At 46.1% G+C, this 14,769-nt stretch carries 14 protein-coding genes; 13 read left to right on the plus strand and 1 reads right to left on the minus strand.

Annotated features, from left to right (window positions below; translation table 11 throughout):
* The first annotated feature begins 91 nt into the window (after positions 1–91).
* The 3 genes from asd to ACXAGP_RS09945 all read left to right on the plus strand — a co-directional run bounded on the left by asd (position 92) and on the right by ACXAGP_RS09945 (position 2,687).
* The gene (asd, locus tag ACXAGP_RS09935; RefSeq protein ID WP_475261139.1) at positions 92–970 is read left to right on the plus strand and encodes an archaetidylserine decarboxylase; all 879 of its coding nucleotides are present in this window, start codon (positions 92–94) and stop codon (positions 968–970) included.
* A 152-nt stretch (positions 971–1,122) separates the two neighbouring features.
* Positions 1,123–2,004, plus strand: a complete 882-nt coding sequence (locus tag ACXAGP_RS09940) for a DMT family transporter (protein ID WP_475261140.1) — start codon at positions 1,123–1,125, stop codon at positions 2,002–2,004.
* Positions 2,001–2,687 (plus strand): glycerophosphodiester phosphodiesterase, encoded by a 687-nt coding sequence (locus ACXAGP_RS09945; RefSeq protein WP_475261142.1) that lies wholly within the window; start codon positions 2,001–2,003, stop codon positions 2,685–2,687. The genes ACXAGP_RS09940 and ACXAGP_RS09945 overlap by 4 nt, the downstream gene beginning before the upstream one ends.
* Before the next feature lie 6 nt (positions 2,688–2,693).
* On the opposite strand, the gene ACXAGP_RS09950 is transcribed toward ACXAGP_RS09945, so the two are convergent.
* Entirely contained in the window at positions 2,694–3,851 is a 1,158-nt protein-coding gene (locus ACXAGP_RS09950) for a response regulator (RefSeq protein ID WP_475261143.1), read from the minus strand.
* A 258-nt stretch (positions 3,852–4,109) separates the two neighbouring features.
* Between ACXAGP_RS09950 and ACXAGP_RS09955 the strand changes: the two genes are divergently transcribed.
* The 10 genes from ACXAGP_RS09955 to ACXAGP_RS10000 all read left to right on the plus strand — a co-directional run bounded on the left by ACXAGP_RS09955 (position 4,110) and on the right by ACXAGP_RS10000 (position 14,727).
* Positions 4,110–4,472, plus strand: a complete 363-nt coding sequence (locus ACXAGP_RS09955; protein WP_475261145.1) for a response regulator — start codon at positions 4,110–4,112, stop codon at positions 4,470–4,472.
* 78 nt (positions 4,473–4,550) lie between these two features.
* Positions 4,551–6,605, plus strand: coding sequence for a chemotaxis protein CheA (locus ACXAGP_RS09960; RefSeq protein ID WP_475261146.1), 2,055 nt, complete (start codon positions 4,551–4,553; stop codon positions 6,603–6,605).
* The gene (locus ACXAGP_RS09965; RefSeq protein WP_475261148.1) at positions 6,605–7,102 is read left to right on the plus strand and encodes a chemotaxis protein CheW; all 498 of its coding nucleotides are present in this window, start codon (positions 6,605–6,607) and stop codon (positions 7,100–7,102) included. Before ACXAGP_RS09960 ends, ACXAGP_RS09965 begins: the two co-directional genes overlap by 1 nt.
* Before the next feature lie 40 nt (positions 7,103–7,142).
* Entirely contained in the window at positions 7,143–10,301 is a 3,159-nt protein-coding gene (locus ACXAGP_RS09970) for a methyl-accepting chemotaxis protein (protein ID WP_475261150.1), read from the plus strand.
* A gap of 16 nt (positions 10,302–10,317) precedes the next feature.
* Positions 10,318–10,809: a chemotaxis protein CheW gene (locus ACXAGP_RS09975; RefSeq protein WP_475261151.1), complete on the plus strand. Its 492-nt coding sequence runs from the start codon at positions 10,318–10,320 to the stop codon at positions 10,807–10,809.
* Positions 10,809–11,561, plus strand: a complete 753-nt coding sequence (locus ACXAGP_RS09980; RefSeq protein WP_475261152.1) for a ParA family protein — start codon at positions 10,809–10,811, stop codon at positions 11,559–11,561. Before ACXAGP_RS09975 ends, ACXAGP_RS09980 begins: the two co-directional genes overlap by 1 nt.
* 5 nt (positions 11,562–11,566) lie before the next feature.
* On the plus strand, positions 11,567–12,160 hold the full coding sequence (locus tag ACXAGP_RS09985; protein ID WP_475261153.1) for an STAS domain-containing protein: 594 nt from the start codon (positions 11,567–11,569) through the stop codon (positions 12,158–12,160).
* 9 nt (positions 12,161–12,169) lie between these two features.
* Positions 12,170–12,982: a CheR family methyltransferase gene (locus tag ACXAGP_RS09990; protein WP_475261155.1), complete on the plus strand. Its 813-nt coding sequence runs from the start codon at positions 12,170–12,172 to the stop codon at positions 12,980–12,982.
* A gap of 5 nt (positions 12,983–12,987) precedes the next feature.
* Positions 12,988–13,626 carry a chemoreceptor glutamine deamidase CheD gene (cheD, locus tag ACXAGP_RS09995; RefSeq protein WP_475261156.1) on the plus strand — a complete coding sequence of 213 codons (639 nt, stop codon included), beginning with the start codon at positions 12,988–12,990 and terminating at the stop codon, positions 13,624–13,626.
* A 12-nt stretch (positions 13,627–13,638) separates the two neighbouring features.
* Positions 13,639–14,727: a protein-glutamate methylesterase/protein-glutamine glutaminase gene (locus tag ACXAGP_RS10000; protein WP_475261157.1), complete on the plus strand. Its 1,089-nt coding sequence runs from the start codon at positions 13,639–13,641 to the stop codon at positions 14,725–14,727.
* Positions 14,728–14,769: the final 42 nt, after the last annotated feature.

The raw sequence follows: 14,769 nt of genomic DNA on the forward strand, positions 1-14,769 counted from the left end.
TGCTGCGGTTTCAATATTACTGCTGCAGCGCTCTACAGTTGCTGCAAAATGAGGTACTATTGCGCCCGTTTTTATTTCTCAGGATGTCATCGTGTTACCGGATAAGTTAAAAGTATCCTTGCAATATTGCTTACCCAAACATTTAGTTTCGCGTCTTGTTGGGCGTCTCGCCGCAGCAAAGCTCGGGGTTGTGACTACGTCTCTCATTGAAGTGTTTATCAAACAGTTTAAGGTAGATATGTCTGAAGCGCAGCAAAGTGACCCGGCTGCTTATGCCACCTTTAATGATTTTTTTACCCGCCCGTTGAAGGAAGGCATTCGTCCAATTTGCGAGGATGAAAATGCGCTAATTTTTCCGGTAGATGGCGCTATTAGTCAGATGGGGCCTATTGAAAAAGATCAGATCTTTCAAGCCAAAGGCCATCACTATAGTGTTAAGGCGCTGTTGGGGGGCGATGAGGAGCTGGCGAGCACATTCCACGATGGCCAGTTTATGACCATCTACTTGTCACCAAAAGATTATCACCGCATCCACATGCCAATGGACGCCACCCTCGAAAGCATGATTTATGTGCCGGGTGAGCTATTCTCCGTGAATCCATTAACCGCACAAAATGTACCTGGATTGTTTGCCCGAAACGAGCGTGTGGTGGCAATGTTTAATACCGCACAAGGTAAAATGGCCATGGTATTAGTGGGAGCCACCATTGTTGCCAGCATTGAAACCGTCTGGGCTGGAACCGTGACACCACCACCGGGCAAGAAAGTCCGCAGTTGGCATTATTCCGAACAAAATGCCACTGCCATGCAGTTCAAAAAGGGTGATGAAATGGGCCGCTTCAAGCTGGGCTCTACGGTGGTGATGTGTTTTGAGAAAGACGGTGTCGACTTTGCGCAGTTCAGCGAGGGCGATGTAACTCGTCTTGGCGTACAGTGCGGAACGCTGAATTCTCAATCCAGTGACGCCTGAACCGGTCCCAGAGCATAAGAAATAGCAATTGAGTATCAACAGTGTGCTGACAATGGGCGATAATAGTCTGGTGTTCCGCGCTCTGTTGCTGCGGATGAATTGGGCGAGCAAGTAGAACATCGTCTTTGTTAATTCTGGAGAAGTGCTGAAACATGGAAGATGTGCAAAAAAGTCTGTGGTCTTTGCATCTCGCTGTGGTCTTGTTAGGGGTTACTGCGCTGTTCAGCCGTATCATCCCTTTGTCTGCACTGGACATTACCTTTGGTCGTTCAGTTGTGGCCTGCGGTTGCTTGTTTCTGTTGCTCAAGCTGACAGGCAAATCCTTTAAGTTACACAGTTATAAAGATTTAGGCATTGGTGTTTTACTCGGCGTGATCATGGCACTGCATTGGGTAACCTATTTTGCGGCCATGCAATATTCCTCAGTGGCTGTCGGTATGATTGCGCTTTTTACCTTCCCGGTTATTACGGTGTTTTTAGAACCTTTTTTTGAAAAGGTTCGCCTGGTGTGGCAGGACGTGGTCAGTGCCTTAGTCGTGCTGTTGGGCATCACCTTGATCGTGCCAGATTCTTCGCTGAATAATGATGTTACGCTGGGAATAGTGGTGGGTGTATTCTCTGCCTTGTTGTACTCATTGCGCAACCTGATCCATCGCCGTTATTTTTCCCATTACAGCGGTGCTCACGCCATGACACTACAAACCTTCGTGATTATTTTGTGTTTGGGTCTATTCACTTCTGAGCAACTGTACGCCATTTCTCTGGATACCTTGTTTTATCTGGTGGTTCTGGGCAGTATCTGTACTGCCATTCCTCATGCGCTTATCGCATCAAGTTTGAAACATTTACGGGCTAAAACCTTTTCCCTTATCGCCTGCGCGCAACCCTTGTATGGTGTTGGGTTCGCTTATGTGTTGTTACAAGAAAGGCCTTCAGCCTACACCTTAATTGGTGGTTTGCTGGTGATCTCTGCGGCGGTTTACGAGACAATTAATGCTCAGAAACATCGTGCGAAAGCAAAGGATGCGCAATGAAGATTTGGGCTCATCGCGGTGCCAGCGGTGAACATCCGGAAAATACCTTACGGGCTTTTGAGCACGCCATAAAACAAAATGCCGATGGTATCGAGTTAGATGTATATCAGGTAGAGGATGAGTTTTATGTGTGGCACGACAGGGTGATCCCCCTATATGCTGATACCTTGATTTGGCAACTCACAAAACACCAGGTGCAACAAGTCCAACTGCCTCACAAACAACACATTCCTACTTTATCTGAAGCACTAGAGGCAATTGCTGGCCGGGTAGAAGTGAATATCGAATTGAAACGCATCGATGATGTCACGGCGCTAGTGAAAGTTATTGAGCAGGCTGTCAGGCATACTACGCCATCGGAATCACTACTGATTTCCTCTTTTAACCACCATTACCTGGCGCAATTAGCGCAATCAGGCTGCAACTGGCGTTTGGGGTTGTTAACGGCATCCAGTCCATTGGACATGGCATTTACCTGCAACGCCATGTCGGTGTATTCCATCCATTTTGATGTGAATTGTTTGCGCCGGGAGGATATTGAGCTTGCCCACCGTTTAGGGCTCAAGGTTTACGTTTATACTGTAGATCGGCAATCCGAATTGCAGTGGCTTAATAGCTGGGGCGTTGATGGCGTGTTTAGTAATTTTCCGGCCACTGCTCGAGCCTTGATTAATCAACTCTAAGTGGTATTAAAACAGCTCAATGTCGTCGTCGTTGCTGTCTTGCTCAATTGGTGCTGAATCCGACTCGTCATGCTCCAGGATATGAATTGAATCCACACAATCGGCAATCATCTGTTGAATAGTATCCAGTTTGTTGCTTTCTTCTCGGGAGCGGATTTCTCGCTCGATCAAATTAAGGAAAAAGGCTTCCTGGTTCTCATCCAAATCCAATTGATGAAAGGACAAACCAATTTGTAGTTCGATATTTTCCAACAAGACCCGCTTTTCATCTTCCATTTGCGTTACCCCTTCAGATAAAACTTTCAGGGCGTGAGTTAAGGCATCGCGAGCATCTACCAGCGAATGGTGCTCGCATATAGAGATATATCTGGCGTTGATCGCTGGAACAAGCTTGGCCGCCACATCCAAAATCGAGTCGTAACTTTGGGTGCCTTCGTGGGGCATATTTTTTACTAAAATGGAAACGTGCTCGTCATTGAATATGCAGCGCTTACCAAAATTGTAGATACGACCTTTGTTTTTTAACAAATCGAATATTTGTAGTTCAATATCACTGCATTCTGAAACATCTACGTCATAAGAAAAGACTTCGTCCGTAGAGCGCACTTGTATGGCACAATGAAACCCTTGTCCTAGCAGGTTTTGCAGAACGGTTTTACACAACGCTTCGGCATTGTGGCAGGAGTTTAATCGCGACACTAATTCCAGGGCATTTCCATATGAGGCTGCCTGCTTCATGACGGTTTCGGTCATGTTTTGGATATTGGCGTCTTGTTCTTCCAGGGTGGCGATCTTTTCCAGATCTCGGGAAAAACGCAGCAAGCGTTCGTGAAATGCGGTGACATTGAACGGTTTAACGATGTAATCGCCAACGCCTAATTCATATGCCTGTTTTACGATTTCATCTTCACTATCACCACTCAATATCACCACTGATGGGCGCTTAGCCTCTGGAATGGTATTGAGTTCACGACATACATCTAACCCGGTTTTGTCCGGCATATGGATGTCAAGAATGATGAATTGAAATTCGGTGTGCTGAATCTTCTCCAGTGTTTGCGCCGCAGTTTCTGCAAATTCGAGACAGAAACTATCCTGAAACATTAGATTCAGTAATTCTCTGAGGTGCTCGTCATCATCGGCGATCAATACGTTATGTTTCACTTCAATCCCTGTCTTTGATCTCTGGATTATCCACTTTGTACTCAATGTTCGTGGACAACATTGAGTAAACTGAAATTTTTTAACTACACTAAAAGCAAATTCAACCAAAAGTTGTATTGTGTACTCTTTGAAAATAGTAGAAGTTAAGCAACACGCCAAGAAATTAAATGTTTCTGACTGAAAATAGATTGTGTTAGGTTTGTTAGAAACACAGGTGAAAAACCTGGTAACTAGAAGACACCAAAGGAAATTTTGATAATGAAGAAGATTCTGACTGTTGATGATTCTGCCTCAATGAGAGCCATGGTGGCATTTACCCTAAAAGCTCAAGGGTTTGATGTGACCGAAGCAGTAAACGGCCAGGAAGGTCTGGATAAGGCCAAAGGCAGTAGCTACGACCTGGTGATTTCAGATGTGAATATGCCTGTAATGGATGGCATTCAATTTATTACCGAACTACGCAAAGAAGAAAATTACCGTTTTACGCCTATTCTAATGTTAACGACTGAGTCGGGTATGGATAAAAAACAAGAGGGCAAGGCTGCCGGTGCCACCGGGTGGATTGTGAAACCTTTTGACCCTCAAAAGCTTGTTGCAGTAGTAAATAAAGTATTGAAATAATTGAATTTAACAAAGGGTTGGTGCGATTCTTACCAAGCCTTTTTTAGCAGCTTAGTAAAGCCCTGATTGGATGGTGAAATGAGTGATCCGTTAGCACAATTCCGAGCGGTGTTTTTTGACGAAAGTGCCGAAGCGATAGACGCTATAGAACGCAATTTGTTGGATGTTGATGATGCCTCAGAGATGGACTCCGAGACCATCAACGACATTTTTCGTTCAGCCCATTCTCTGAAAGGAGGAAGTGCCACCTTTGGCATGGGCTCCTTAACCGATTTCACCCATGTCATGGAAACCTTGCTGGACAAAGTCAGGGCCGGACAACTCAGCTTGTCACAAGAGATTCTGGATTGCCTGTTTTCCTCATTAGATGTGCTCAGGAACCTGGTGGCTCACTATCAATTCGATGATGAAATTAACCAATCCAGCATGCAAGAAGTTAAGGCTGAATTGGAACGCCTACTAGTGCCGGGAGCAGCAAGTACTGTAATCAGTGAAAACACGCCTGAATCTGCTGAAGTCACATCCAGCAGCGGCAGTGAGTGGTTGATAGAGTTTGCACCTGATCCTGCCATTATGATGACGGGTAATGATCCACTGCGTTATATTGACGAACTCACTGAATTTGGTGAAATTGAAGTAACCTGTCAAACCAGCGCTATCCCACAGTTTGAAGTACTGGAACCTACCCATATTTATTGCACCTGGCAAATCAGTCTCAAATCCGAAAAACCACTGTCAGAAGAAGAGTTAAAAGATGTCTTCTTGTGGATTGAAGATGAAGCTGAATTTAAATTTACTCAGATAGATAGTGCCAGCAGCGCACAACCAGAAACGCCTGTAGCAACACCTGAACCTGCGCCGGAGCTGGTTGCAACAGAGACTGGTGCTGCAACTCCTCCTGCTGAAGCTGCCCCTGCTCCCGCTTCAGGTGGTGAAAAAAGTGCCGCCAAAGCCAAGCGCGGCTCTCAATCAATTCGTGTGGACCTGGAAAAAATCGATAGCCTTATCAATTTATTGGGAGAGCTGGTTATCACGCAATCTATGTTGAGCATTTATGGTGATGAAGAGAAATATCCGCAGTTTGAACGCCTGTCGGAAGGGCTCTCTCAATTAGAGCGACATACCCGAGATCTGCAAGAAGGGGTCATGCGCATTCGCATGTTGCCCATCGATTTTTGTTTTAGCCGTTTTCCGCGAATGGTAAGAGACCTTGCGAAGAAGCTGAATAAATCTATCGCGGTAGAAATTATAGGTGAGCACACTGAGGTGGATAAAACCGTTATCGAAGAGCTGAATGATCCATTGGTGCATCTGGTACGCAACAGCGTTGATCACGGTCTTGAAGAGCGCGAAACCAGACTTGCCAATGGCAAGTCTGAGACCGGCACTGTAACTTTAAAAGCGTTCCACCAGGTGGGCAACATTATTATTGAGATCTCCGATGATGGTGCCGGTTTGAACACCGAACGCATCAAAGCAAAAGCCATCGAAAAAGGGGTTATTAAGCCTAATGCCAATCTGACTGATCAGGCGATTCACGAATTGATTTTCGCGCCGGGCTTTTCCACCGCCGATGCCGTTACTGACCTTTCAGGACGAGGTGTCGGTATGGACGTAGTTAAACGCAACATCCGCTCTTTGGGCGGCACCATCGATGTGCGCTCCATCGCCAATGAAGGCACGACGTTTACTATTCGCTTACCACTCACATTGGCTATTTTAGACGGGCAGTTACTCAAAGTGGGGGCGGAAACCTACATTATTCCAATGCTTTCGATTATTGAAAGTATTCAGCTTAAACAGGCCGACATTAATAAAGTAGGCAAACGCGATGTGTCGTTTAAGTGGCGGGGTAACTTTATTCCTATATTGAATTTGGCGGAAATGTTCGATTGTCCCATTGACCAGGACAAACTCATTGAGTCGGGTCTGGTGGTTGTGGTGGAGAGCGACAACAAACATTGCGGAATTTTAGTGAGCGAACTTAACAACCATCAACAAGTGGTGGTGAAATCCCTGGAAGCCAATTACGCCAAAATAGAAGGTCTGTCAGGGGCGACAATTCTGGGGGATGGTTCTGTGGCCCTGATTATTGATGTTGGGGCGTTGATTTCCAGAGTGAGGATGCATTAATGACGGTGTCAGCAGAGCAAGAAGTTATCAGTGCAGAAGAACACGATGACGATCAGATTGAAAAGGCGGAATGGTTAAGCTTCAAATTAGCGGGGCTAGACTATGCCGTTGATATTCTCCGGGTTCAGGAGATCAGAGTATGGCAAGCATCCACGCGTATCCCCTATTCCCCGGCGTATGTAAACGGTTTGATAAATTTACGCGGTGCTATTGTACCTATTGTGGATCTGCGTATGCGCTTGGGTTTGGATTACCGTGAATATGACGAAGAAACCGTCACCTTAATAATGGATGTTGAGTTTCCCGAGGGGGGAAAAACCATTGGTATTGTGGTGGATGCCATCTCTGAGGTGATCCAGACCAATGCTGACAATTCACAACTTTCAGCCGATTTCGATTTAACCATTGATCAAGCATTTGTGTCAGGAATTGCTGACGTGGGTGAAAAAATGATCATCCTGTTGAATGTAGATACTTTATTGAGATTGGATATCTAAATAATTTTTATGTAATGGGCGAAGGCCATTGAGGATTAAAATGGACAAAAATAACAAGTTATTCAGCCTGATTATCATGTTGGCACTATTTGTTAATTTCGGATTGTTTTGGAAAGCGGCTCCCGAGTCTCAATATTTATTAGTGGTGGCGGCAATCACTGTGGTGGCGGCGGCGCTGGCCCTTTGGAATATTAAAATGTTCGCTGATGCGGCAGACAGTGTCGCAAGTTATTGCCGCACCCGCCTGAATAATTTCAGTCAATCGTTGCAAACCAATAATTATGGGGCGTTTCTGGCGCCATCTACCCAATCTGGAGAGCTGGCACTACTGGACGCGCAGTTTGAAACTCTCGTTGATGAATTGGTGAGTCAGAAAAAGCGCTCAGACACAGAGTTGGATAGTTGTCTACAGCAGCAACAATTGTTGAGCAAGGCTCTGTCTGCCAGCAACAGTAACCTGATGCTACTAGATGCCAATCGTTGTATCGCTGGTGTGTCTGATGGTATGCAGCAATTATTGGCCGGGCTGGCAATGACACAAGTGACTCCAGGTGAGAATCTGGTGGGTAAAAATATCAATCTCGTTTGTTCAGATACGCAGCTTGCACAAAGCTTATCCAATATAACCACTGCAACTCAGATAACATTGAATTTTGGTGAGCAACTATTCGATGTGCAGTTAACACCGCTATCCGGTGCAAATCAGCAAAACACTGGTATGTTATTGCAATGGCGAGATGTTACCAGTCGCGAAAGTGAATTACTTGAGCAATCCATGATATTGCGCAAGACGTCTGCCCTTGAAACCGTATCTACCAATATCATGTTAGCTGATGCTGATTACAATATTGTCTTTATGAATCACACCCTGCGGGACATGTTGGCTCAAAATCAGCAGAAGTTTCGCGAAACCTTTGCCCATTTCGATGTTAACTCCTTGCTGGGCAGCAATATTGATATTTTCCATAAAAACCCCGCTCATCAGCGAGGCCTGCTGGATAACCTGGAAGCGGAATACAAGTCCGAGATTGCCGTGCAGGATCTAACCTTCAGCTTAGTAGTTAACCCTATTTTCTCAGAATCCGGAGAGCGCCTCGGTACCTCTGTGGAGTGGGCTGACTTAACGCTAGAGAAATTGCAGCAAGAGCAAGAAGCGGTAAATGCCCGAATGAAAGTAGCGCTGGACAATGTCAGTACTAATGTCATGTTGGCAGACAACGAACGCAATATCATTTACCTCAATGACAGCTTGCGGGAAATGATGGCGCAGAATGTCGACACCTTCCGCTTGCTAGATGCTCAATTCGACCCTGACAAGCTAGTGGGGCGCAACATTGATGTATTCCACAAAAATCCTGCACATCAGCAAAAACTATTGGCGGAATTGACCACAACGTATCGCTCCGAAATTAAATTGGGAGCCCTTGAGTTTGAATTAACGGTTAACCCGGTAATGGATAGTGAGGGACAGCGTTTGGGCACCACTCTGGAGTGGTTAGATATTACTGAGCGCAAACGTCAAACCCTGATAGCCGCGGCGAACGCCCGCATTAAAGTGGCGCTTGATAGTGTAACCACTAATGTGATGGTGGCAGATCAAAACTACGATATTGTTTACACCAATGACAGTGTGCGGGAAATGCTGCACATTGCTGAAGCGGATCTGCGCAAAGAGTTACCACAATTTGACGCTCAGAATATCATTGGTAAAAACATCGATATTTTCCACAAAAATCCGGCTCATCAACGCCAGATGTTGGAGCGCCTGCGGGAATCATATCGCACCAGGATTACCGTTGGGCCGCGTCATTTCAATCTCATCGCAACGCCCGTTATGTCTGAAGACAACAAGCGTATTGGCACGGTTGTTGAGTGGGCAGATGTGACTCAACAAGTCATAGTTGAAGGCGAAGTACAGAAACTGGTGCAGGATGTCAGCAAGGGTAACCTGGGCGCCCTGATTTCTACCGAAGGTAAACAAGGGTTTTTCCTGAATATTTCCGAAGGATTGAATGAACTGTCACAAACGGTAAATCATTTTGTTAGGGACATTAGTGTCTGCCTGCACAAGCTGTCTGAAGGTGATCTAAAAATACGCTTTGATAATGACTACAGTGGCATGTTTGGCGATGTCGCTAATTCGCTTAACACCACCGTTAATAAACTCAATGAAGTGCTTACAAAAATTCAGCTTTCCTCGGGTGAGATCAAATCGGCCAATACCGAAATTTCCCAAGGTAACTATGAATTATCCTCCCGCACTGAACGCCAGGCATCCTCTCTGGAAGAAACGGCGGCCAGCCTTGAACAACTCACCTCCAATATTCGCAGTACAGCAGACAATGCACGGGTAGCAAATACTGCAGCGACCGGAACCAAAAACGAAGCCACTAACGGTGAGCAAATCATGACTGAGGCTATGGAGTCCATGGCGGCCATTACCGAAAGTTCCAATCGCATTGTGGAAATCATCAGTGTTATTGATGAAATTGCCTTCCAGACTAATCTGTTGGCACTTAACGCATCCGTGGAGGCTGCCAGAGCGGGTGAGCAAGGGCGAGGTTTTGCGGTGGTGGCCAATGAAGTCAGAAACCTGGCCCAGCGCTCTGCGGTATCAGCAAAAGAAATTAAAGAATTGATTGATGTTAGTTCTGAGCGGGTGCAGGCGGGTAGTGAGCTGGTGAATCGCTGCGGCAAGTCACTAGGGGATATTCTGTCTCATGCCAATGAACTGTCCACCATTATCAGCGACATCGCTAACGCTACCAATGAACAGGCGACAGGGGTTGGTGAGATAAATCAGGCTGTGGCACAGTTGGATGATATAACACAGCAAAATGCGGCGTTGTCTGAAGAAGTAACTTCTGCGGCCCAAGCGTCACTAGCCCAAGTTGAAGGCATGGTGGAACAAGTGGCCTTTTTCGATGTTGAAGGCGTTGATTTGAGTGCTTTGTCAGCGCGTTCTGAAATCCAATCAAAATCTTACAGCCACGCACAAAGCGCCACTACCGCCAGAGCACCCATCAAAGCGGGATCCGGTAGCAGCACTAAATCGAACACCACAAGCCCTGCTGCCGCTAAGCCGAGAGTCGTGGCGAAACAGCCCACTTCAATTAGCAACAAAGTGCCGGTCAAGTCTGAGCCGGGCAAGAGTGTTACTGCTAAAGCGGATGACAACGACGAATGGGAAGAATTCTAATGATGGAAGCACAGCAATGAATATAGATGAAGTGCAACTACTGAGTTTTACATTGGGTGACAACATCTATGGCATCGATATTACCCGAGTGCAAGAGATCAGAGCTTTAGGTGAAATTCGCAAGCTGCCCAATACACCGAGTTATTGCATGGGCGTGATTGATTTTCGCAACAGTATGGTGCCTATCCTGGACATGCGGGATATCTTCGGCTACACCGCTAAGCCCATGGATAAACAAACGGTGATGGTGGTGGTTTCAGTCGGCGAGCCGGGCAAAGACATGCTGGTGGGCATAATTGTTGATTCTGTATCCGATGTGATTGCTGTGGAACCTTCGGAGATAAGAAAGTCTCCCAAGCTAGGTCACAATGTTGATACCGAGTTTATGAAGGGCATGTTCAAGTATCAGAGCAAGATTGTGGTGCTGCTGTCGCTGGAATGCATCTTTGAAACTGACAAGTTTGATGACTTGAAAACCCTGGTGGAACAACAGGCTGAAATGGCTTAATGCAAGCAATGCGAGTGATAGCCTGTGTCAATCAAAAAGGCGGTGTGGGTAAAACCACCATTTGTGCCAACTTAGCTTACGCTTTGAGTCAGCGTGGGCAACGAGTCTTGGCCATCGATTTAGATCCACAAGCGCAGTTAGGCCAATACTTCGGATTGTTTCAAAACAAGCGTGCTGGCATTGATCGGGTTTTGGCGGGTAAAAGCGAGCTTAATGACGTTATTCAAACGCTCTCGTCCTCGCTGTGCTTTATCGCCGCGGGCCCTGCTTTACAGCGTCTGGAATCCACCCCCATGGGTAAAGGTCGGGGCCTGATTTTAAAAAAGGCGCTTAAACGAGCCCCGCCAGAGGTAGATATTATCTTACTGGATTGCCCGCCATCATCTGGTTTTTTAGTGGTCAATGCCCTGGCCATGGCCACTGAACTCTTGACTCCCGTGACCCCAGATTTTTTTGGTTTGTCGGGGATGTCTACCATGATGGCCACTATGCGCAACTTTGAACGAATGATTGGCAAGTATCAGAAACACTGGGTTGTGGTGAGCCGAATGCAAAAAGAGCGACGCTTAACCAGCGATGCCATTGATAAATTAAAGCGTTATTTCAGCAACAATCTGGTACCTGTTTATATTGAAGAAAGCAATGCTGTGGCCACAAGCCCAAGCTATGGACAGCCAGTCCAAGCCTGGTCCCCACAGAGTAAAGCCAGCAACGAGTTTGCTCAATTGGCGGATACCATCCTGGAGGTGTGAAACACATGTCAAATAACGATGATGATTTAGATTTAGAGTCGGGCCTTGGCCATGATCCTCTGGAATGGTTACAGGATGATGAAAACGTCGATACAACAGCGCAAACTGATGCCGCCGAGCCCAAACCTGAACCTAACCCCGAACAGGAAACTATAGCCACTACAGCAGAGCAAACTGAGCTGAGCCCGGAATCTCAGGATGACAATGTATCGCCCGAACCCGTTCCATTGCCCGACACTGATAGCACTCCTGAGCCGGAAGCGCCTGTTGCGGTTGCGGAGCAAAGTCAGCAGAGTTTTCGTTATGAAAATCACAAAGCCTTTTTAACTGTGCCTGAAAAACTGGCCATTCAAGTTATTGAGCCTATGCACAGTGAATGGAAAACCCTGTTATATGATTTACCTCAATCCATCGAGATTGATGCCAGTAACACAAAAGAAGTGGACGCTGCCGGATTGCAATTATTGTATTCGATTGTGCAGCAGTTGGTTTTTAAGGGCTCAGACGTCGTATTCGTAGCAATACATCCGGCTTTGCAACGGCAAATAAGCTTATTTGGACTGGGTGATTTTTTTGCTCAATACCAGCACGTAGCATGATGGTGAAGTGTGACTAGCAGCAAAGAGTTTGGCTACAACCGCGAAGTATTTAATCGTCTCAGAGGGTTAGCGAATGCCTGGTCGGGCATTACGGTTACCGATGAAAAGTTTGAAATGTATTACGCCCGTCTCACCAAGCGCCTGCGTTTTCACAAGCTGAGCGACTTCAAAGACTACGTTCACATGGTGGAAAATGATGCTCATGAGTTCAAAGAGTTCATCAATTGTATCACCACCAATGTCACTTCTTTTGGTCGGGAACAGCACCATTTTGATTACCTGAAAGAGTTTCTCGCCCAGTCTCAACAGAAGGAATTTCATATCTGGTCTGCGGGTTGTTCATCCGGTGAGGAGCCTTACAGTATCATTCTGAATCTGATGCCCATCTGTGAAAAAAAGGGCATTACGCTAACGATTACTGCCACTGATCTGGATACCGATGTGCTGCAAAAAGGGGCTAATGGGGTCTATCCGTTACAGGCGATTGAAAAATATGACCTCGCGGTGAAAAAACAATTCTTTGAAAAGGGAAAAGGCGCCAATAACAATAAATGTCGAGTAAAAGAAAAGTATCGAAAATTGGTTACATTTCAACAGCTTAATCTGATGGATGAATGGCAATTAAGCCAAAAGTATGATGTTATTTTTTGTCGCAATGTGTTGATCTACTTCGACGCTCCTAAAAAGCAACGTTTGGCTCGGAAGTACTGGGAACACTTGGTTCCCGAAGGCCACTTGTTTTTAGGGCACTCGGAAACACTGCATAAAATCAGTGATGACTTTGACAGTGTAGGTAAGACTATTTATCGGAAACGAGGTTAGCAGCCATGACATTGCGTCATCTCCCAGATATCAAACCCTGTATGAACGGGTTCGAAACCATCAATCGCTATGTTGATAAATCGCTGGGAACGGTGGCGGCAAAAATCTTACCGGGTGAATACTATGTCACTCGCAACGACGAGATGATCACCACGGTATTGGGCTCATGTATTTCCGTGTGCATTTATGAGCCAAAAATTGGCTTGGGAGGCATGAACCATTTTATGTTGCCTACTTCCAATAGTGTTTCCGATGTCGAAGATCTGATGAGTGAATCTTTCCGATATGGCGACGTCGCCATGGAACGCATGATCAATGATTTGTTGCGTAATGGTGCCGATAAAGCGCAAATTATTTTTAAGGCCTTTGGCGGTGGTCAGATCATTAAACAAATGACCTCGGTAGGTGATCGCAATATCAAGTTTTTACACAAGTTTATGGTGATGGAAGGTTATAAGCTTGCTGCTTCAGATTTGGGTGGACCGCACCCGAGAAAAGTTAACTTTTACCCCAAAACCGGCAAGGTACTCGTGAAAAAGCTGCAACACATGCACAACGATACCATTGCTATCCGTGAAACTCAGTACAAAAGCCGTATCGACAAGCCGCAAATTGAAGTGGGCGATATCGATTTATTTGATTGAGAATAGAAGCCTATGGATAAGATCAAAGTACTCATTGTTGATGACTCAAAGTTGATAAGAGACATTTTAACCAGTTTGCTTTCCAGCGATGCCCGTATACAGGTAGTGGGTACAGCTGAAGATCCTTATGATGCCAGACAAAAGATCAAAGATTTAAATCCAGATGTACTGACGCTGGATGTGGAAATGCCCAAGATGAACGGCGTAGCATTTTTAAAAAATTTGATGCGTCTGCGGCCCATGCCAGTGGTGATGATTTCAACACTGACTTCAGAAGGGTCGCAAATTACCATGCAGGCGTTAGAGCTTGGAGCGATAGACTTTGTGGCCAAGCCCAATGATTTGTCCCGCATCATGGGAGAATACAGTCAGGAGATTATCTCCAAAGTGATCACCGCGGCAGGCGTATCGCAGCAAAAGCTCACTGCCATACAGCAAAAACTCACCCAGCCTGAAGTATCCGAACCACTTAAACCACTGAGTACTCAACCTGCAATTGCCGCTGACAGCAATGCTAAACCGGCGAAAAAAATCATTGCGATTGGCGGCTCTACAGGCAGCTTGGAAGCGCTGAGGGAGCTACTGGTAGCGGTCAGCTTCACGGGCAAAGAAGCCATGGTGGTGGCCTTGCATTTACCGGGACGATTTACTGAGTCTTATGCTAAGCGCCTCGATGGACAATTGCCTTGTATCGTAAAAGAAGCACAGCAAGGAGAACCGATTCGCGAAGGGCATATTTACATTGCGCCGGGCGGTCAACACCTTGAAGTGCGCAAGCGAGCCTTTGGTTTTGAAAGTGTGGTAACTGATGACGAACCAGTTAATCTGCATCGTCCTAGCGTGGAAGTTTTGTTTGATTCGGTAGCTAAACACGGAGAAGGTAATGCCATTGCCATGATTCTCACCGGGATGGGTAAAGATGGAAGCGAAGCGCTCGCCCGTGTGCGCAGTGCCGGAATGCGTACCTTTGCCCAAAATGAGGCCTCAAGTGTAGTTTGGGGCATGCCAGGAGCTGCTGTGAATGAATTTAAGGCAGTGGCACCAGCAGATGTGTTGGATTTACAAGGGTTGGCAAATGCGGTGTCGAAATTTGGCCGTTAGCTTTGATAAATACAACAGATTACAGAATTAATACTCACAGTG

The organism is Planctobacterium sp. AWM4_229, from assembly GCF_056160305.1.